The organism is Dyadobacter fermentans DSM 18053 (assembly GCF_000023125.1).
Lineage (GTDB): Bacteria > Bacteroidota > Bacteroidia > Cytophagales > Spirosomataceae > Dyadobacter > Dyadobacter fermentans.
Genome location: NC_013037.1, coordinates 5,326,485 through 5,346,268 on the forward strand (window position 1 = coordinate 5,326,485; position 19,784 = coordinate 5,346,268).

Annotated in this window: 22 protein-coding genes; 8 read left to right on the plus strand and 14 right to left on the minus strand. The window is 50.5% G+C overall.

The annotated features are described in order from the left end of the window. Nucleotides 1–20 precede the first annotated feature (20 nt). Nucleotides 21–821: a transglutaminase-like domain-containing protein gene (locus DFER_RS21965; RefSeq protein ID WP_015813853.1), complete on the minus strand. Its 801-nt coding sequence runs from the start codon at nt 819–821 to the stop codon at nt 21–23. A 183-nt stretch (nt 822–1,004) separates the two neighbouring features. On the opposite strand from DFER_RS21965, the gene DFER_RS21970 reads away from it, so the two are divergent. From DFER_RS21970 to DFER_RS21985, 4 genes are read left to right on the plus strand one after another with little or no spacing between them, the layout of a single operon-like run. Beyond that, nucleotides 1,005–1,538 (plus strand): YceI family protein, encoded by a 534-nt coding sequence (locus DFER_RS21970; RefSeq protein WP_015813854.1) that lies wholly within the window; start codon nt 1,005–1,007, stop codon nt 1,536–1,538. 10 nt (nt 1,539–1,548) lie between these two features. Further along, on the plus strand, nt 1,549–2,907 hold the full coding sequence (locus DFER_RS21975) for a neutral/alkaline non-lysosomal ceramidase N-terminal domain-containing protein (protein ID WP_015813855.1): 1,359 nt from the start codon (nt 1,549–1,551) through the stop codon (nt 2,905–2,907). A gap of 12 nt (nt 2,908–2,919) precedes the next feature. Continuing rightward, complete coding sequence (locus tag DFER_RS21980; RefSeq protein ID WP_041735406.1) at nt 2,920–4,005, plus strand: Gfo/Idh/MocA family protein; 1,086 nt, start codon at nt 2,920–2,922, stop codon at nt 4,003–4,005. A 9-nt stretch (nt 4,006–4,014) separates the two neighbouring features. Then, nucleotides 4,015–4,572 carry an acyl-CoA thioesterase gene (locus tag DFER_RS21985; protein WP_041735409.1) on the plus strand — a complete coding sequence of 186 codons (558 nt, stop codon included), beginning with the start codon at nt 4,015–4,017 and terminating at the stop codon, nt 4,570–4,572. Here the strand turns inward: DFER_RS21985 and DFER_RS21990 are convergent. Continuing rightward, nucleotides 4,569–6,140 carry a helicase HerA-like domain-containing protein gene (locus DFER_RS21990; protein ID WP_015813858.1) on the minus strand — a complete coding sequence of 524 codons (1,572 nt, stop codon included), beginning with the start codon at nt 6,138–6,140 and terminating at the stop codon, nt 4,569–4,571. The two genes, DFER_RS21985 and DFER_RS21990, sit on opposite strands and share 4 nt — an antisense overlap. A gap of 266 nt (nt 6,141–6,406) precedes the next feature. On the opposite strand from DFER_RS21990, the gene DFER_RS21995 reads away from it, so the two are divergent. The 3 genes from DFER_RS21995 (at nt 6,407) to DFER_RS22005 (ending at nt 10,358) form a co-directional block, all read left to right on the plus strand. Then, nucleotides 6,407–7,366 (plus strand): alpha-E domain-containing protein, encoded by a 960-nt coding sequence (locus DFER_RS21995; protein WP_374754550.1) that lies wholly within the window; start codon nt 6,407–6,409, stop codon nt 7,364–7,366. 362 nt (nt 7,367–7,728) lie between these two features. Beyond that, nucleotides 7,729–9,132, plus strand: coding sequence for a phosphoglucosamine mutase (gene glmM / locus DFER_RS22000; RefSeq protein ID WP_015813860.1), 1,404 nt, complete (start codon nt 7,729–7,731; stop codon nt 9,130–9,132). A gap of 77 nt (nt 9,133–9,209) precedes the next feature. Next, nucleotides 9,210–10,358, plus strand: coding sequence for a cysteine desulfurase family protein (locus DFER_RS22005; protein ID WP_015813861.1), 1,149 nt, complete (start codon nt 9,210–9,212; stop codon nt 10,356–10,358). Nucleotides 10,359–10,392: 34 nt separating this feature from the next. Here DFER_RS22005 and hemH read toward each other — a convergent pair whose 3' ends face one another. The 12 genes from hemH to DFER_RS22060 form a co-directional block, all read right to left on the minus strand. Next, entirely contained in the window at nt 10,393–11,466 is a 1,074-nt protein-coding gene (gene hemH, locus DFER_RS22010; protein ID WP_015813862.1) for a ferrochelatase, read from the minus strand. 75 nt (nt 11,467–11,541) lie between these two features. Continuing rightward, nucleotides 11,542–12,489 (minus strand): N-acetylornithine carbamoyltransferase, encoded by a 948-nt coding sequence (locus DFER_RS22015; protein WP_015813863.1) that lies wholly within the window; start codon nt 12,487–12,489, stop codon nt 11,542–11,544. Nucleotides 12,490–12,559: 70 nt separating this feature from the next. After that, nucleotides 12,560–13,696 carry an aspartate aminotransferase family protein gene (locus DFER_RS22020; RefSeq protein ID WP_015813864.1) on the minus strand — a complete coding sequence of 379 codons (1,137 nt, stop codon included), beginning with the start codon at nt 13,694–13,696 and terminating at the stop codon, nt 12,560–12,562. Between the two features lie 15 nt (nt 13,697–13,711). After that, nucleotides 13,712–14,098: a type II toxin-antitoxin system VapC family toxin gene (locus DFER_RS22025; protein WP_015813865.1), complete on the minus strand. Its 387-nt coding sequence runs from the start codon at nt 14,096–14,098 to the stop codon at nt 13,712–13,714. Then, a complete protein-coding gene (locus tag DFER_RS22030) occupies nt 14,077–14,304 on the minus strand; it encodes a hypothetical protein (protein WP_015813866.1) in 228 nt (75 codons plus the stop codon). The genes DFER_RS22025 and DFER_RS22030 overlap by 22 nt, the downstream gene beginning before the upstream one ends. Nucleotides 14,305–14,351: 47 nt before the next feature. Then, nucleotides 14,352–15,335: an N-acetyl-gamma-glutamyl-phosphate reductase gene (argC, locus tag DFER_RS22035; RefSeq protein WP_041736584.1), complete on the minus strand. Its 984-nt coding sequence runs from the start codon at nt 15,333–15,335 to the stop codon at nt 14,352–14,354. Continuing rightward, nucleotides 15,328–15,582 carry a type II toxin-antitoxin system VapC family toxin gene (locus DFER_RS30955; protein WP_083769153.1) on the minus strand — a complete coding sequence of 85 codons (255 nt, stop codon included), beginning with the start codon at nt 15,580–15,582 and terminating at the stop codon, nt 15,328–15,330. The genes argC and DFER_RS30955 overlap by 8 nt, the downstream gene beginning before the upstream one ends. After that, nucleotides 15,579–15,875, minus strand: coding sequence for a DUF2281 domain-containing protein (locus DFER_RS30375; protein ID WP_041735412.1), 297 nt, complete (start codon nt 15,873–15,875; stop codon nt 15,579–15,581). Before DFER_RS30375 ends, DFER_RS30955 begins: the two co-directional genes overlap by 4 nt. An 8-nt stretch (nt 15,876–15,883) precedes the next feature. Further along, entirely contained in the window at nt 15,884–17,086 is a 1,203-nt protein-coding gene (locus DFER_RS22045; RefSeq protein ID WP_015813868.1) for an argininosuccinate synthase, read from the minus strand. A 49-nt stretch (nt 17,087–17,135) separates the two neighbouring features. Further along, on the minus strand, nt 17,136–17,540 hold the full coding sequence (locus DFER_RS22050) for a helix-turn-helix domain-containing protein (RefSeq protein ID WP_015813869.1): 405 nt from the start codon (nt 17,538–17,540) through the stop codon (nt 17,136–17,138). A 13-nt stretch (nt 17,541–17,553) separates the two neighbouring features. After that, nucleotides 17,554–17,850: a type II toxin-antitoxin system HigB family toxin gene (locus tag DFER_RS22055; RefSeq protein WP_015813870.1), complete on the minus strand. Its 297-nt coding sequence runs from the start codon at nt 17,848–17,850 to the stop codon at nt 17,554–17,556. A gap of 168 nt (nt 17,851–18,018) precedes the next feature. Continuing rightward, nucleotides 18,019–18,750, minus strand: coding sequence for a GNAT family N-acetyltransferase (locus tag DFER_RS22060; RefSeq protein ID WP_015813871.1), 732 nt, complete (start codon nt 18,748–18,750; stop codon nt 18,019–18,021). Nucleotides 18,751–19,134: 384 nt separating this feature from the next. On the opposite strand from DFER_RS22060, the gene aat reads away from it, so the two are divergent. Then, nucleotides 19,135–19,743 (plus strand): leucyl/phenylalanyl-tRNA--protein transferase, encoded by a 609-nt coding sequence (gene aat, locus DFER_RS22065; protein WP_015813872.1) that lies wholly within the window; start codon nt 19,135–19,137, stop codon nt 19,741–19,743. The last annotated feature ends 41 nt before the right edge of the window (nt 19,744–19,784 follow it).

Here is a 19,784-nt window from a genome sequence, read left to right on the forward strand (position 1 = left end):
TTCGGGCACCGGCTTTTCTTTTATTGCTCAGGTTCAAGTAATTCCACTTCCACGTGCAGCGATAGCAGCGTCGCATTGCCATATTGGGTAACCATCGCCACATCTGCCGCATCGCGTCCGTGGGCGATTTCGATGCGGTAGCCTTCCGTTTTTTCCTGCACGGCATCAAATGCGTACCATTCGCCGCCGATGAACACCTCGAACCAGGCGTGCAGGTCCATCTCCTTCAATTTATCGAGATAGCCCACCGTCATGCGTGTTGGAATGCACAGGTTGCGGCATAATGCGATGGCGAGGTGCGTGAAGTCGCGGCACACGCCTACGCGGCTGCGGGCGGTGTCGAGGGCGGTGGTAGCGGCATTGGAAACGCCGTATTGATAGCGTACATTCTGGTGTATCCAGCTTCGTATCGCCTCCACCTGCTCGTAGCCGGGCGTCATATGTCCGGCGATTTCCAGTGCTAACATATTGATTTCATGCAAATCCGACTGGCAATAGCGGCTCGGCAGGATATAATGCATTACCTCGTCGGGCAGGTCCCCTACCAGCATATACGCAGGCGTTGGATTGGGAATGGGCTTGGTGGGATTCACCTGGGCTTGCACCTCCGTGGATATGACCACACGGCCCACGGGCAGGATCGTGCGCTGGCAGGGATTGCCGTAAAGGTCGGTGTACTCCGAAAACGGCACCGATGGATCAATGTTAAAACCTTCCTGGATGATAGACTGGCCTTCTTGCCGGCGGGGGCGTAACATGGTGGTTACGGTGGTGGGGGCATACACGTCGTACGTGAATATGCTTCTTCCCTTCATTTTCATGTATGAGTCGGATTAGTATTGTGCTTCAATGTAATGATGCTTAGTTACTTAAAAATTACGTGCCATTTATTTTATCGTGAACACGCGTATAGGCTAGAATTAAATTGTTTTTATCGACGTTTATCCGTCAGGAATGTTATTTTTAGAGCAAGTAGTATTTAGTGAAATTTAAATAATACACTTATGGCAGTTACAAAATGGATCGTAGACCCGGCGCATTCCGAAGTGCAGTTTAAAATCAAACACCTTGTCATTTCGACGATCACAGGTTCCTTCAACAACTTTGAAGGCGGGGCCACTTCGGATCTGAATAACTTTGAAAATGCAGAGATTCACTTCTCACTGGATGTGAGCAGTATCGATACCAACGTGGAAATGCGCGACGCCCACTTGCGGTCCGCCGATTTCTTCGATGCCGAGCAATATCCGCATATTACCTTTCAATCCAACTACTTTCACAAAGTAAAAGGCGATAAGTACAAACTCTCGGGCTTGCTTACGCTGAAAGGCATTACCAAGCCCATCGAGCTCGATGCCGAGTATGGCGGCGCCGAAAAGGACGCCGACGGAAATATCCGCATCGGTTTCGAGGTCGAAGGACGTTTGAGCCGTCAGGAATTTGGCTTGAATTACATGCAGCTCACCGATTCGGGCGGACTGGTGATCGGCGAGGATGTGAAGCTGATTGCCAACATCCAACTTGTCAAGCAGGCTTAGCCGGTCAAACATGAAAGTGCTGCGCATTTTTTTGAAAGTCATCGGGATATTCCTGCTGTTGCTCGTACTAGCCATTTCCACCATGATAACGACGATGGACGACACGCCGTATCAGGAAATGGCTTACTATAAAGAGTGGAAAACGCTTATTGGCGGTGTGAAGCCCGTTTCCGGCCCGGCCGACACGACGGGCGCATTGCAAGTAGGTTGGGCAAAAGTGAACATTACACCCGCCTCGCCCACGCCAACGGCAGGTTACGGCAATCGCCGAGGCAAGCATTACACCACCGTGCACGACTCCGTATATGTACGTGCGATGGTGATCGACAACGGCCAAACCAAGGCAGCCATCATCGCCGCCGACCTGCTCATCATACCGCCCACGGTCATCAAATCCTTCAAGAAAAAGCTGAAACCGGGCGATATTCCTTTTGAGCAGATTTTTTTCGGCGCTACGCATAGCCATAATAGTGTAGGCGGCTGGGGGACAGGCGTTTCGTCGCTGTTTTTTTCGGGTAAATATGATCCGGCCATTGTTGAAAAGCTGGCCAATGCATTCCACAAAGCCATTACCGATGCGCAGCAAAAAGTGGAGCCGGTGCAGTTAACCTACATGGAATCGCTCGATTCGCTCGACATTCGCAACCGGCTGGTAGGCGAGGAGGGGAGCATCGATCCTGAAATCCGCTCGGCTGCGTTTGTGACCAAAAGCGGGCAGAAGGCCATTCTCAGCTCATTCGCCGCGCATTCCACGGTTTTGAATTCCAAAAACATCGTCCTCTCCCGCGACTACCCGGGCGCACTCGTGGATTCGCTGGAAAAAGGACGCTATGATTTTGCGATGTACATGGCCGGCGCAGTGGGCAGCATGGGGCCGATCGAGCAGGGAACGGATGATTTTGATGAAGTGAAAAACCAGGCATTCGGCGTGCAGAAAGCATTGCTGTCGCCCGATGCGAAAAAGGAGAACGCGAATAACTCGGTCGTTCAGGCATTGACATTACCATTACCCCTCCGCGAGCCGACGCCGCGGTTGACAATGAACATCGTGCTGCGCCCGTGGGCATTCAAAAAGGCATTCGGCGAATACCCGGTGTTTGTGAAAGCATTGCGCGTTGGCAATATTTTAATGGTTGGAATGCCCTGCGACTTTTCCGGCGAGCTCACCGGCCCGCTCGATGCCTATGCCAAAAGCAAAGGCCTGAACCTGATGGTAACGAGTTTCAACGGCGGCTACATCGGATACATTACCCACGACAAGCATTTCAACCGCGATTTGTACGAAACCAAAACCATGAGCTGGTATGGGCCGTACAATGGTGCCTATTTGCAGGAAGTGATCCGGGACATTATTGATAAATTATCCTAAACCGAAATGATAATGAAAACACTTGTATGCCTCTTTTTTGCTTTGCTCAGCATTTCTTCGATGGCACAGAAACCCGTGCGCGTGGCAGTTGCCGGGCTGAGCCACGGACATGTAGGCTGGATCTTTAACCGCAAAGACAAGACTGATATTCAGCTCGTGGGTATTTGGGAAACCAATCCGGACCTCGTGAAACAGTTTACCGAACGGTACAAGCTCGACCCCAAGCTATTTTATTCAGACCTCAACAAAATGCTCGATGAAACGAAGCCGGAAGCGGTTTCCGCATTCGGGGCGATTAGCGAACACGTGGTGGTCGTGCGGGCATGTGCGCCGCGGAAGATCAGTGTGATGGTGGAAAAGCCGCTGGCGACCACATTCGCCGATGCCAGGGAAATCCAGCAACTCGCGACCAAGAATAACATTCATGTGCTAACCAACTACGAAACCTCCTGGTATGCCAGCAACCAGCACGTGAACCAGCTGATCCAGGACGGGAAACTGGGCGAAATCCGGAAGGTAATGGTGAACGACGGCCACCAGGGACCGAAGGAAATCGGGGTAAGCAAGGAGTTTTTCGCTATTTTGACCGACCCGGCCAAGAATGGCGCCGGTGCATTGGTGGATTTCGGCTGCTATGGCGCCAACCTCATGACCTGGCTCATGAAGGGCGAACGGCCGATTTCAGTTACCGCAGTGACGCACCAGAATAAGCCGGATATTTACAAGAATGTCGACGATGAGGCGTCCATTATCCTACAATATCCGAAAGCGCAATGCATTATCCAGGGCTCGTGGAACTGGTCGTTCGCGAGAAAGGATATGGAAGTGTACGGCAACAAGGGCTACGCGGTGGCCGTGAATGCGACCACCGTGCGCCAGCGTTTGCAGGAAAAAGCACCCGAAGAAACATTGAAACTCGAACCGCGCCCCGCTCCCTACACCGATCCATTCTCGGTGCTGGCCGATGTGGTGCAAGGCGGTTTGAAGCTCGATCAGAACGATTTGTACGGGCTGCCTGTGAATGTGACCGTCGTAGAGATACTGGAAACAGCCAAAGAAGCGGCTAAAACCGGCAAAACCATCTTTTTGAAAAAATAACTCATGCACATGGAGCCCAGGCCCGTCAGCTTTTCCCAAACCACCCTCACCGAACTCATGATCCCTTCCTATGCCAATTTTGGCGGGAAAATCCACGGAGGTATTCTGTTATCACTGATCGACAAGGTCGCGTACGCATGTGCGTCGCGGCATGCGGGAACTTACTGCGTGACGGTTTCGGTGGATGGCGTGGATTTTCTTCAACCGGTGGAAGTGGGTGACCTCGTGTCGCTGCACGCGTCGGTGAATTACGTGGGACGCACGTCGCTAGTGGTGGGCATCCGGGTAATAGCTGAGAACGTGCGTAACCGTACGGTAAGGCATACCAACACTTCGTACGTTACAATGGTCGCCAAGGACGATGATAACAAGCCGACTGCTGTGCCTGAGCTGCTGCTGGAAAATGAAGGCGACGCGCGGCGGTTTCTGGAAGCGATCAAGCGGCGGGAGTTAAGGGAGCAATATCGGGACGCGTTCGACAATGCCAAAACGCGTCTCGATGTGCCGCATAACCTGGATAAGCTCGCCAGGGAGCGTTGTGTTATCGGATTTGACGGGGACGTTTAAAATCCGAACAAACCTCCGCCGCTCTTCCGGGAGCGGGTACTTGTCTTCTTGCCAAACAGCATTCCGAAAACGCCCCGGACTACTTCGCGACCGATCTGCTTGGCCAGTGGGGAGTTGAGCGCGTCGGAGATCATGCTCGTTTGTTCTTTCTCCTTTTTCGCCTCGACTTTCGCCTGTACTTCGGCTTCTTTCGCTTCGGTTTCCTTACGGGCCTGCTCCTCCATCCGCTTGGTCAGGATTTCGTAGGCGCTCTCCGGGTCGATAGGATCTCTGTATTTTGCATATACATCCGACTGCTGCACATGCCGGTCGTAATCGGCTTGCACCATAGGCCCCATTACGGATGCGGGCGGCATTAAATGCGTGGCCGCAACCTCAGTAGGAATACCTTTTTCATTCAAAACCGTAATCAATGCCTGCCCGATACCCAGCGTCGTCAGTACCTGGTCGATCGAATAGAAGTCTGATTTCGGGTAAGTTTTGACGGTTTGTTTCAAACCTTCGGCATCCTGCGGCGTAAATGCGCGGAGCACGTGCTGCACGCGGTTCCCAAGCTGCCCGAGCACCGATACAGGCACGTCCTGCGCCATTTGGGTGCAAAAGAAAATACCTACACCTTTGGAACGGATCAGCCGGACTACCTGCTCGATCTGTTCGAGGAATGCCTTCGGCGCGTCTTTGAAGAGCAAATGCGCCTCGTCGAGGAAGAAAACCAGTTTAGGTTTGTCCAGATCACCCGCTTCCGGCAGTTTTTGGTATAATTCTGCCAGAAGGCTGAGCATGAATGTCGAGAACAATGCGGGGCGGTCCTGCACGTCGGACACGTTCAGGAGACTGATCACGCCTTGGCCGTCGACTTTGTTGATCAGGTCTTCAATATCGAACGAGCGCTCGCCGAAGATGCTGCCTACACCCTGCTGCTCCAATGCGACGATTTTGCGGAGGATCGTGCCGGCTGTGGAGGCCGAAATGGTACCATAGTCGGCTTTGATTTCGGCTGCGCCGGGGCCTTCGGAAAGGTAGTTGAGGACTTTTTTCAAGTCGTTCAGGTCCACCATCGGCAGGTCCTTGTCGTCGGCATATTTAAATAGAATGGCCAGTACGCCGGCCTGCGTTTCGTTCAGTTCGAAGATTTTGGACAGCAATATCGGCCCGAATTCCAGGACGGTGGCGCGCATTTGGGCGCCTTTGTTGCCGCTGAGCGAATAGAGCTCGACAGGAAATCCCCTCGGCTCGAAAACGGTGCCGAGGATCTGGGCGCGTTCTTCGAGGGCTGCATTGGTTTTGCCGGGCTGCGCAATGCCTGAAAGGTCGCCTTTGATATCCGACATAAAAACCGGCACGCCGGCAGCGGAAAGCTGCTCGGCGAATACTTGTAGTGTGCGCGTCTTACCCGATCCGGTCGCTCCGGCCACGAGCCCGTGGCGGTTCATCATGCGCAAGGGAAGGTTCACGCGGGCCTCGCCGATAATCTCGCCGTCGAGAATGGCCGATCCCAAATGAATTACAGGTTTGTCAGTATGATAGGATTTCTGAATCGCTGCAATGAATTGTTCTTTCTTTGACACAGCAAATACGGGTTATGGTTTGATGAAAGGTTAAGTTACAAATTTTAAAGGTTTAAGGAAGAATCCAAGATCGGGCCACAAAATTTGCGGAATAATAATCTTTGAGGAAATAATATTACTTTTTGTATATCCTTGTGTTTGCAAAATAATATTAGGTATTTTGGTGTGATCGCCTAATGATTATTCTGATTTACTAAATTTAGGAACATTACTTTCCATTTATGTTGAGCCGAGTTGCGAATTCTATTTATTGGATGAATCGTTATATGGAACGGGTTGAAAACTATGCCCGTTTTGTGGGAGTTAATTTCAACCTGGCCCTGGATCTTCCGCCCGATGTGGACGAACAATGGGAGCCGCTTCTGATCGCAACGGCCGACCACTTTCTGTTTTACAAATACTACGATAAGCCAACCAAGGAGGATGTCATTCATTTCATGACGTTCGATAAACGAAACCCGAATTCGATCATCAGCTGCCTGTACGAGGCCCGTGAGAATGCGCGGACGATCCGGGAGACGATCTCGAAGGAAATGTGGGAGAGTATCAACACGTTTTACCTCACCATTAAAGGCACCTCGCCCGACGATTTCCGGAATATGGACCACATGCAGTCCTATTTCACCGATATCCGTAAAAACTGCCAGCTGTTCCACGGCGTGGTCGACTCTACGATCACGCGCAATGAGGGCTGGCATTTCGGCCGGCTTGGGCGGCATATCGAGCGCGCCGACAAATGTTCGCGCTTCCTGGATGTAAAATATTTTACATTATTACAGGATTCGGGTACTTCCGGCTCGACATTGGACCTGATGCTCTGGACTGCCGTTCTGAAATCGGTGAGTGCCTATAATATGTACCGGCAAACGCACCGGGCGCTCACGCCGATGAACATCGTGGCGTTTTTGATCCTCGACAAACTCTTCCCGCGCTCGATCGCGTATTGCGTGCGCCAGGCGGAATTGTCGCTGTATGCCATCGCCGGCTCCATTCCCGAGCGGGGTTACACCAATCCCGCCGAGCGTGCATTGAGCAAGGTTCGCAGCGAGCTGGAATTCACGGATGTGGAAGATGTTTTCAAGATGGGCCTGCACGATTATCTCGATAAATTCCAGATCAAAAACAACGAAGTGGACAACCAGATCTTCGATATGTATTTCGGATTGGAAACCGGCCAGGGGCAAAGCCAGAGCCAGGGGCATTTCAAAAGCCAGTGGATGAACTGATCAAAACTTTCCTATCTTAGCGATTCTGTCATTCGGGCCGCGGGAGAACGATGTGTTTCCGGGGCGTTGAAATTTAGTCAGGTGAGGGCCGCTGCGTGCTTAACGACGCGGGGCTGGTGTTCGCCTGTTTCCAATTACGGCGGGCACGTCGGGGCATAAATGGGGCAGATTTCGAGGGCCTAACGGCGTATTTTAAGCTGAGAACGTATACAATGGCTGGTTTTCCGGCAAATCATTGAAGCGGTAGTCATACGAAAGATATAAGTCCAGATACTCAATTGTAGTTTTTTGTTTGTAGAAAAATCTAATTGTGGAGAGGGAATTTTAGTATTTTTGCAACCAAACATAAAGAGGAATTCTACGTGACGTTAATTAAATCTATCTCGGGAATCAGGGGAATAGTGGGTGGAAAATCGGGTGAGGCGCTGACTCCGATTGATGTTGTGAAGTTTGCTGCTGCATACGGGACATGGGTGAGGCGTACAAATCCTCAGAATTTGAAGGTCGTGATCGGCAGGGACGCGAGGCTTTCCGGTGAAATGGTAAGCCGCCTCGTGGCCGGCACTTTGCAGGGTGTGGGGCTGAATGTGCTCGACCTTGGCCTCTCCACAACGCCGACTGTCGAGATAGCCGTGAAAGCGGAAGGAGCGGCGGGCGGTATTATCCTCACGGCAAGCCACAACCCTATTCAGTGGAATGCCCTCAAACTACTCAACAGCGAAGGAGAATTCATTTCAGAAGCGGAAGGAGCGGAAGTGCTGCGCATTGCGGAGCAGGAGGACTTTATTTTCCCGGATGTGAAGAAGCTGGGAAGCTATGCAGCCGACGATACCTACCTTCAAAAGCATATCGAACACGTGCTTTCCCTGTCGCTGGTAGACGTGGAAGCGATTAAGAACGCCAATTTCAGGGTCGTTGTCGATGCCGTTAACTCAACCGGGGGCATTGCGGTGCCCATGCTGCTGGAAGCGCTCGGTGTGGACGCCAAGAGCATCAAAAAACTGAACTGCGAACCCACCGGCAACTTTGCACACAATCCCGAGCCGCTGCCTGAGCATTTGCACGACATTAGCAAAGAGCTCAACAATGGCTCTTACCAGCTCGGTATCGTCGTGGACCCGGATGTGGACCGGCTAGCGCTCATGTGCGAGGACGGAACGCCATTCGGAGAAGAATACACCCTCGTGGCCGTTGCGGATTATGTATTGAAAAATACGCCGGGCAACACGGTATCCAACCTTTCGTCGACGGCCGCATTGCGCGACGTGACTATCAAAGCCGGCGGAGAATACCTCGCATCGGCAGTAGGGGAGGTGAATGTGGTGAATGCGATGAAGTCCAATAAAGCGGTGATCGGCGGGGAAGGTAACGGAGGGGTAATTTACCCTGAAAGCCACTACGGCCGCGACGCGCTGGTAGGCATTGCATTGTTTCTAACACACCTTGCAAAATCTGGTAAGAAGGCGTCGGTTCTGAGAAGGTCATATCCGAATTATTATATTTCCAAAAACAAAATCGAGCTCACGCCAGAGATCAACGTGGATAACATCCTCGACCGCATTCAGACGCGCTACTCCAAGCAGCCGGTGAACACGGTGGACGGCGTCCGCATTGAATTCGACCGCGAATGGGTGCATTTAAGAAGGTCTAATACCGAGCCGATTATCCGCATTTATTCTGAATCGGAGACGCAAACGACGGCCACGAACCTTGCCAATAAAATCATTTCGGATATCAAGGAAATCATTTCGGAACCGAAGAAATAATAAAGCTGTTGCTTAGCTATTCAGGTCACTTGTTGTCGGGAACTGACAATGAGTGATCTTTCTAATTTTATATCCCCATGAAAGTCTATCTGGACAATGCGGCTACGACGCAGCTGGACCCCGAGGTCCTGGAAGCGATGCTGCCGCTGATGACCGAGCAATTCGGCAATCCCTCTTCGATTCACTCCTACGGTCGCGCCGTTCGCTCATCCATCGAGCGCGCCAGAAAAAGCATTGCAGCCACTTTGAATGCGGCGCCTGCCGAGATATTTTTTACATCGGGCGGTACGGAAGCAGATAACACGGCCATTCGGTCGAGCATCGAAACTTTCGGTTTGCAGCATGCTATTACGTCGCGCATCGAGCACCACGCGGTGCTGCACACATTGGAACACCTCAAAAAACTGGGCATTATTGAGCTGAGTTTTGTGAAATTGAATGAGAAAGGGGAGGTAGACCTGGAACATCTGGAATCGCTGCTGGCTTCCAAACCGCGTTCACTGGTGTCCCTGATGCATGGCAACAACGAAATCGGCAACCTGCTCGATCTGGAAGCGGTAGGCGACATTTGCGAAAAATATAACGCGATTTTCCATAGCGACACTGTGCAGACGATGGGCCATTACCGTCACGACCTGCAAAAGCTGAAAACGAATTTCATCGTCGGCGCAGCGCATAAGTTCAACGGCCCGAAAGGCATTGGGTTTTTGTACGTCCGTCCGGGGATTAAGATCAATCCGTTCGTGCACGGAGGCGCGCAGGAGCGTAACATGCGCGGGGGAACCGAAAACATTTACGGAATTGTAGGCCTCGCGAAAGCATTGGAAATCGCTTATCGTGATATGGACGCGCATCAGGCGCACATCGAAGGGCTCAAAGGACGCATGATCGCGAAGCTGAAAGAGGGGATTGACGGCGTGCGGTTCAACGGCAACTCAGCCGAGCTTGGCAAGAGCCTTTACACGGTCCTGAGCGTAAGCCTGCCCCCGTCGGATATCAGCGATATGCTGCTGTTTAATCTCGACATTGCAGGAATCGCCGTTTCAGGCGGCAGCGCTTGTTCCAGCGGTACCGACATTGGCTCGCACGTGTTGAATGAGCTTAAAATCGATGAAAACCGTGCTAATGTGCGTTTTTCGTTCGGGAAGTATAATACCGAAGCCGATATCGACTATGCAGCGGATACGCTGATCGGCCTTTACAAAAAGGAGAGCGTTATTCTGTAATCGTACTATAAAAAGCCAAAACCCGGCCCCTGAATCAGGAGGCCGGGTTTTTTACGATATCTTCCAGACATTCGACCCAGATGTCGCTGTCGTTAAGGCTTTCGACGAGCTGCCAATGCACGCCGCCTTCCTTTTCGAATAGCTCTTTGTATTCTTCGCCTACTTCAATGGTCGTTTCCAAACAGTCGGCAACGAATGCGGGGGAGAATGCCAATGCGCTTTTTACGCCTTTCTTGGTCAGTTCGGGGATTACCTCGTCGGTATAAGGCTTGATCCACGGACTTTTGCCCAGCCGCGACTGGAAGCAGGTGGTGTATTTACCTTCGGGAATGCCTAATCCTTTTACGAGCAAACGCGTTGTTTCAAAGCATTGGGCACGGTAGCAATGCTGATTGCGGTGATCGAGCTTGTCGCAGCAGCTGCCGAACTGGCAAAAGCTGCCCGTCACGTCGCCCTTGGTGATCTGTCGCTCGGGCAGGCCGTGGTAGCTGAACACGAAATGGTCGTAATCGTGCTGTGCCATGTATTTTTTACCCAGATCCACGAAACCCTTGATAAACTTCGGATGTTCGAGGAAACGGTTGACGAAACGGATCTCCGGCAGCACTTCCCAGTCTTTCACCACGCGCATTACCTCTTTGTACACCGAGCCGGTGGACGCCGAAGCATATTGCGGGAAAAATGGCACGACGATGATCTCTGTCAGGCATTCCTTACGCAATGCGACCAGCGCCTTCTCAATGCTCGGGTTTTGGTAACGCATCGCCAGCTCTACCACATAATCACCACCCAGCACCTTTTGTAATTTGTCCTTCACCGAATAACCATAAGTTTTCAGCGGAGAGCCGTCTGGCCGCCAGAGCTGCTTGTACACTTTCGCAGACTTCGGTGCGCGGAATGGAGCGATGACCAGGTTGATCAAAAACCAGCGGTTCACATACGGAATATCGATCACGCGCTCGTCCATGAGGAACTGGCGCAGGTATTTGCGTACATCGGGCACCGACGGGCTGTCGGGCGTGCCGAGGTTTACGAGCAAAACGCCCGTTTTACGAACGTCATTCAGAGTTGTAGTATCGAAGGGTTGAGCCAATGTGGTTGCACTCATTTCATTAACAGTTTCATGATGAAAGCGGCCGACTGTGACCGCTCCCTTTGTATTTCAATCTTGCAAAAATAACAATTACAAGCCCAACAAGACCTCTTTCAATGCCGCCTGCGCCGACCATTCGCGGTTGGCGGCCTGCTCGATCACCAGCGAACGCGGGCCGTCGAGTACTTCGTCGGCCACCTTCATATTGCGGCGTACGGGCAGGCAATGCATGAATTTGCCGTTGTCGGTCAATGCCATTTTTGCCTCGGTAATCATCCAGGAGGGATCAGTATTCAAAACCTGTCCATAGCTGTTGTACGACGACCAATTTTTGCCATAAACAAAATCCGCGCCCTCCAATGCCTTGTCCTGGTCGTAAATCACCTGGCCTTTGCCCACGAAATCGGGTGAGAGATCGTAGCCTTCCGGGTGCGTGATCACGAGTTCCACGTCCATCGGGTTCATCCATTCGCAAAACGAATTGGCAACGGCCTGCGGCAATGCCTTGAAATGCGGCAGCCAGGTCAATACCACTTTCGGGCGTTTTTTGAGCTTAAATTCTTCGATCGTAATGCAGTCGGCCAGCGATTGCAGCGGGTGCCGCGTCGCCGATTCGAGGTTTACGATCGGTACCTGCGCGTATTTTTTGAATTGCTGAAAAACGATTTCCGCATAATCCTTATCACGGTCCTTTAAACCTGCGAACGAGCGGATACCGATGATGTCGCAATAGCTGCCGATCACCGCCGCAGCTTCCTTCACGTGCTCCGCCTTGTCGCCGTTCATGATCACACCCTCTTCCATTTCCAATCCCCAACCATCCTGGCCAACATTCATCGTGATTACGTTCAAGCCAAGGTTTTGGGCAGCTTTCTGTGTGCTGATCCTCGTCCTTAAACTCGAATTGAAAAACAGGAGGCCAATGGTTTTGTTTTTCCCAAGCGCCTGGTCTGCAAACGGGTCCTTTTTGGCCGCGATGCCGCTGGTAATGAGCTGTGGGAGGTCGGTGACGTCTTTAATGGACAGAAAGTGTTTCATTCAGGTTAAAATTTCGGAGATAGGTGTTCCTATGCTCAACTTCGACAAGGATGGTATTAGTTCAAAAAAATCACTCAGCCGCAACAGATACTTCTTTTTTCAATGCTTCGAGGAACAAATCGGCCTCCGCTTTGCCCAATGCGAGCGACGGCAGCAAGCGGATCGTGTTCGCGCCCGCCACGCCCGTGAACATTTTGTGTTCAAACAAAAGCTTATTGCGCAGGTCCTTCACCGGGAAATCGTACTCGATCCCGATCATCAGCCCGCGGCCTCTCAGTTCCTTATAACCGCCAATCGCCTTAATGCCTTCGAACAGGTATTCGCCTATCTCAGCCGCATTCGCGATCAGGTTTTCATCTTTCATAATGTCCAGCACCGCCACGCCCGCCGCGCAAGCCAGGTGGTTGCCGCCGAATGTCGTTCCCAGCAAACCGTAGCTTGCTTTGAATTTAGGGGAAATCAAAATCCCGCCTATCGGGAAGCCATTGCCCATTCCTTTGGCCATCGACATAATGTCCGGCTCGATGCCGCTGAACTGGTGCGAAAAGAACTTGCCCGTCCGTCCGTAGCCGCATTGTACGCTATCAAGGATGAGGATCGCGCCGGTTTCGTCGCATTTGCGTCTCAGTGTTTGTAAAAATTCATCGGTACAAACGTTGATACCGCCTACGCCCTGAATGCCTTCCACGATCACCGCGCATACTTCGTCGGTAATGCCTTCCTCGGCCGCATTCACATCATTGAATGGCAGGAAAGTAACGTGCTCCTTGTAGTTTACCGGCGCTACAATCGACGGATTGTCGGTAGCAGCCACGGCGCCGGCAGTCCGGCCGTGGAAGGACTTGGTGAAGGAAATCACCTTCGTCCTGCCGTTGTGAAAAGAAGCCAGTTTCAATGCATTCTCATTCGCTTCCGCGCCGGAGTTGCAGAGGAACAATTTATAATCCGGGTAACCCGACAGCTCACCCAACTTCACCGCCAGCTCTTCCTGAATGGAGATTTTGACGGAATTGGAATAAAAACTGATCGCATTGAGCTGCTTCGTGAGCTTATCCACATAATAAGGATGGCAATGGCCCACCGAAATCACCGCGTGGCCGCCGTAAAGGTCGAGGTACTTAGTACCGTTCTGGTCCCAAAGGTAGCTGCCTTCGGCTTTTACGGGTTCTATATCGTAGATGGGGTAGACGTCAAAAAGGTGTGACATTTTATTGGTAGTTTATCAGGCCAGTTCCAATGTTTCGATTCGTTGAAAATGGTCCTTGTTCAAGGTTTTGATTGGCAATTGGAAAATGATGGCTGTGGCAGCGATAAATATGTCCCGGAATTCAATCATCAGGTTACGCCTTCGCAGGTTATGATAAATTTCTGCCGCTTTCAGAGAAACTTCCTCGTCGAACGGCAGGATTGAAATTCCGTCAAGAAGGGTTTGAACGTCCTTCTTCTTTTGATCGTTGGTTGCTCCCATCATCAATTCATAAACTGTTACAGCCGAAACAAAAAGCGAAGCGTCGTTTGGTAATGACGCCAGGATTGTCTTTGATTTTTCCGGTTTCCGCAAATACTCGATGAATATTCCGGTATCAATTACCAACCCTGTACTCTCCATGCATTCAGATGTTTAGCATTTTGTTCGAGTGCTTCGATGTCCTCTTCGCTCCAAGTGGAGACGTTGGCGATTTTCTCTTTCCAGTCGGCCAGGTTTCCAGTTGGCTTTTTGGCTTTCTGTTTAAGCAGGAGCAGGTTAGCAAAGGCAACGAGTTGCTTTTGCTGTACATCGCTCAGCTGGTTATATGTTTGAATTAAATCGTTCATAGCAATCGTATCGTTTACACTCCGAACTCAAACTACTTACTCTCTATTTAAAACGCCGGCGCTTTCAATCGCAGGCCTGCATCTTCCGGCAAGCCGAACAGCAGGTTCATATTCTGCACCGCTTGTCCCGACGCGCCTTTGGTGAGGTTGTCGATAATGCTGGTGATGAGCAGCTGGCCGTCGTGCACTTCGAGGTGGACGAAGCATTTGTTGGTATTCACAATTTGCTTCAAATCAATCGGCGTGTCGCTTACGTGCGTGAACGGGTGCGAGGCATAAAAATCTTTGTAAAGTGCCTTGGCTTCTTCCAAAGTACCTTCATAGCGCGTATACACATTGGCAATAATGCCTCGTGTGTAATCGCCGCGGTACGGCACAAAGTTCACCTTCTGGTCAAACCCGGCCTGCAACTTGCCGAAAGTCATTTTGATCTCCGTCAAATGCTGGTGCGTGAATGCCTTGTAAATCGACATATTGTTGTTCCGCCACGTGAAATGCGTGGTTGCGCTCAATGCCTGCCCGGCGCCTGTGCTGCCAGTAACGGCGCTCACGTGCACATCGTCCCGGATCAAACCTGCGTTTGCCAGTGGCAAAACAGCCAGCTCGATGCTCGTTGCGAAACAGCCGGGGTTAGCGATTTTAGTCGCACCTTTAATCGCTTCTTTTTGCAACTCAGGCAAGCCATATACAAAGCCATTCGATTCATTACGGAAATCCGTGCTCAGGTCGATCACTTTCACCGTTTCCGGCAATTGGTATTCGTCCAGAAACTTCTTCGATTCGCCGTGGCCGGAGCAGAGGAAAATTGCATTCAAGCCTTGCTGATCCAGCAAAGGCTGGATGTCGTCGCCTGTGAAAATCAACTCCGTATCGCCCAGCAGATCAGTATGCGTGGCGTAAACCGGCTTACCCGCCTGGCTTTTGCTATGCGCGAATGCGATGTGTGCATTCGGATGGTTGACCAGGATTCTGATCAGCTCACCGCCGGTGTACCCAGCGGCGCCTATGATGCCTATATTAATGTTACTCATTTGTAATCCAGTTTTCAATTTGTAAGCCACCAACCCGTTCAAATTCTTTGACATTGTTGGTGACCAGGATTAACCCGTGGCTCAATGCATGGGCCGAAATCAGCAGGTCGTTTGCTCCAATGATTTTTCCTTTACTTTCAAGATCCGCGCGAATGGAAGCATATGCTTTGGCTGCGTACGTATCAAAATCCAGTACGGTAAATGATCGGAGAAACGCTTCTAAGGCTGCCCGGTTTTGCTCTTTCAGCTGCCCGGTTTTGCTCTTTCAGTTGACTCTTCTCTACGCCATACCATAACTCCGCTACCACAATGGACGAGATCGCTATCTCTGCCGAGTGGGGGCTGGACACGTTGAGTTAAAAAGTCATCAGAAAAATCGGCAATGCCGTTCCACCATTCTTGCAATCCGTCTTTTAAGTCGGACTGCTGTTTTCTTTTTTCCAAAATAGCTTCCAGATAGTCATAAAGCTCCTGAAGAACGTCGGCAGGTAATCCCTGGACCTTCCTTTGGATTTGACTTTGAAGTTCTATTTTGGTCATATTTTCAATTACTGATTTACCGAATCACTCACCTTTCCATAAATCATCACCTGGTTCGAAGCCACTTTTGAGAAGCCTCTCACGTCATCACCAGTCCAAGCATTGTTCATCTCACCATAGCTGCCGAATTTCGATGACATCAGATCAAATGCCGACTCGATACCTTCTACATGGAAGCGGTGTGGGGCAAGGTAAATATGGACTTTACCAGTCACATGTGATTGCGTATCGCCCAGGAATGTTTCGATATTACGCATTACCGGCTCTACAAACTGCCCTTTGTGCAGTAAGCTGCCATACCAGTTGGCAAGCTGCTCTTTCCAGTACAATTGCTGCTCTGTCAAAACATGTTTTTCAAGTGTATGGTGCGCTTTGATGATGATCAGCGGAGCGGCTGCTTCAAAACCAACACGACCTTTGATACCAATAATCGTGTCACCCACGTGGATATCCCGACCGATTCCGAATGGCTGAGCGATTTCCGCCAATTTTTGAATAGCGGTTACCGAGTTTTCAAATGCCTCACCGGCAACGCCTTTCAATTCACCACCTGCAAATTCCAAAGTAACGCGCTCGGGTTCTGTTTTGGTGATTTGGGTAGGCCATGCCGATTCCGGCAGGTATTGGTCTGAGGTCAAAGTTTCTTTCCCACCCACCGATGTGCCCCAAAGGCCTTTGTTGATGCTGTATGCAGCCTTTGTCCAGTCGCGGGCCACGCCTTTGGCGGTCAAATATTCAATTTCAGCCTCGCGGGAAAGTTTCAAATCGCGGATTGGGGTGATGATCTCGGCATCCGGAACGATAATGCGGAATGCCATATCGAAGCGAACCTGGTCGTTACCGGCTCCCGTGCTGCCATGCGCGATCGCACTCGCACCGATTTCTTTGGCATATTCAGCCACTGCCACCGCCTGGAAAATACGCTCGGCGCTTACGGAAAGCGGGTAAGTATTGTTTTTGAGGATGTTGCCGAAGATCAGGTATTTGATACAATCATTGTAATATTCCTTGGTCTTGGAAATCGTGGCATGTTGCTTCACGCCCAAAGCATAGGCATTCGCTTCGATGGTTTTCAGCTCTTCGTCCGAAAAGCCACCGGTGTCAACCAAAACCGAGTACACTTCATAACCTCTGTCTTCGGCTAAATATTTTACACAAAAGGAGGTATCAAGTCCCCCTGAAAACGCTAATACTACTTTGGGCTGTGACATTATATTAATGGTATGGATACTGATTCTATAATTGTTAACTATTCAAATTTCAGCTGGCTGCCAGCAGTGTTTCTGCCGGTATGCCCAGATTCTTACTGATTTCCCTGATCATCTTGATCGTCAGGCTTCGTTTTTTATTCAATACTTCTGAAACCCTGTTTTCACCACCGAAGTACGGAGCAACGTCTTTCCTGCTCAAATGCAACTGCTCCATGCGCTCCTTAATCGCTTCGATCGGATCGGGTTTCGGCATTGGATAATGCTTTTTCTCATAATCGATCGCCAGAACTGTGATGGCTTCCAGGATATCCAGGGCCTTTTTACGTTCCGTCTCGTTTTCCAGCAGATCGGCGTCCATCAGTGCCTCAATCACTTTTCCGGCTTCCTCGAAATCGGCCTGGCTGGTGATCGGCTTGATGGTGATCTCATCTATATTGATTGCTAATGCTTTCATTATCTGTGATCTGCTAGATATTCTTAATGTCTGTTATCTTGTCGTACTCCTTGTGGCTTCCTATGAACCTCACAAAAACCAGTTGCCTTTCGTATTCAAATTTCGCGATCAGCCTGTACTTGTTATGAGTGATATTAAACACAATCCGACTGTTTCCGACTGTATCGGCATTCTTGAAAAACCGGATCACTTCGTTAGGGTTTTGGAAGCTGTTTTTCTCGACAGCGTCATGCCAAAATTCCAGCGCCGGCCTCGCGTCCGGATGATGGTCCCAAAATGTTCGTAGTGTGCCGCGTGTGTATATCCTCATACTGACCGCAAAAGTACGCAAGTTTGCCGGAATCGCGTTCCCAAACCGGGAAAAGCTGCTGACCGCCTGCTCATTGACTTTTACAAAAAATACCCCGCCGCAGTCCTTTTCGGTTGCCGGGCGGGGTATTAAAAATGAGATACGATATCTATCAAAGTGTGCGGCACATTAGTGTACCAGCACGGCCCCGGCGTTTTTCTTTTTGGCGCGTTCTTCCCTTCGCAGCAAAATGCGTTGCTTAATGCGCATCCAGCGCTCGTAAAGGCTCGATTCCTTCAAAAAATCCCAGGTATGGCTTTCGTGCTCAGTACCGCTGGTAGTAGCGGTGCTCGCCGTGTTTTTCTTATCTTCCGGATCGTACATCATACCTGTGCAAAGGCAATGCTTTCTGTTGGTCCGGGTGAGTACGTCGTAATTCACGCAGCTCGCGCAGCCTTTCCAGAATGCGTCGTCGGCGGGCAGTTCGCTGAATGTAACAGGCTCGTAGCCCAGGTCCGAGTTGATTTTCATCACCGGAAGGCTCGTCGTGATACCGATAATTTTGGCATCGGGATATTTTTGCCGCGACAGTTCGAATGCTTTCATTTTAATAGCTTTCGCCATGCCGCTGTTGCGGAAGTCGGGATGAACGATCAGCCCCGAATTCGCCACGAATTTTCCATGCTCCCAGGTTTCGATGTAACAAAACCCTACCCATTCGCCTGTGTCCGTGGTGGCAATGATGGCTTTTCCTTCCACCATTTTCTCCATAATATACACTGGCGAACGTTTGGCTATACCGGTACCACGCTTTTTGGCGCTCTCCTCCATTTCCGCGCAGATTTGTTCGGCGTAATGGAGATGATTTTCATTGGCAGTCTGTACGATAAACTTACTGCCCACTACTTCGGTATTTTTCATTGATGACTATGCTGACAAAATGTTCAAGACAATAATTAACTAACCCAGAGAAAAACGATGGGACGTCTAGAAATTGTAAGAAAATTGCGGGGATTAGATATTTACCACGTAGGTAAAAAGAGATTATGCGGTCCTTGGGGACCTGAATCGGAAAGGCGTAGTATGCAGAACTGTATGTATGCCGTTGTGATTCATTGACTTGCTTGTGCGTCTAAGAGGCTGCAAATTTTCAAAAAAAAAATCTTACAGCAAAGAAACAGAAGATATATTTTTATGGTTCGTTTTGAACGGTAAACTTTCGGAAAAACGACGCTTTCGGGACTGCCCGATTTTGTACTATTCCCACTTCGATCAACAATATTTTTCCCTAATTCAGTGGCTTTCATGTCTGCAATCAGTACCGACGACCTCCTCAACGGCTATATCAACGGCATATTCCCGATGGCCGAGGCCGATGGTACTATTTATTGGTACTCGCCCAATCCGCGGGCAGTTATTCCTATCGACACTTACAAACCATCCAAATCACTCCGGCCGGTAATCAATAAAAAGCATTTCGACATCCGAATCGACACGGATTTCGAGGGCGTCATGCGCGGATGTGCGCTCCCTCGGGCGAGCGAGCCGGGGACGTGGATTTCGGAGGAAATCATTGCTTCCTACACCGCATTGCATGAGCTCGGTTATGCGCATAGCGTGGAGGCATGGCGCGAGGGCCGGCTTGTGGGTGGATTGTATGGGGTTTCCATTAATGGGGTGTTTTTTGGTGAATCAATGTTTACGATCGAGAGTAATGCGTCGAAAGTCGCATTTCACTATTTAATACAGATCTTGAAAATGAACCGGTTTGCCTTGCTGGACACGCAGTTTATTAACGATAATGTGCTTCGTTACGGCGCCATCGAGGTCCCGCGGGACGAATATCTCGACCAGCTTCACAAAGCATTAAAGCTCAGGAGGAGGTTCAACGGTGCTGTTTTAAGCGAATTATAATATGCCAAATGCGCCTCGGTGACGTGCGTAGCATCCGTTTT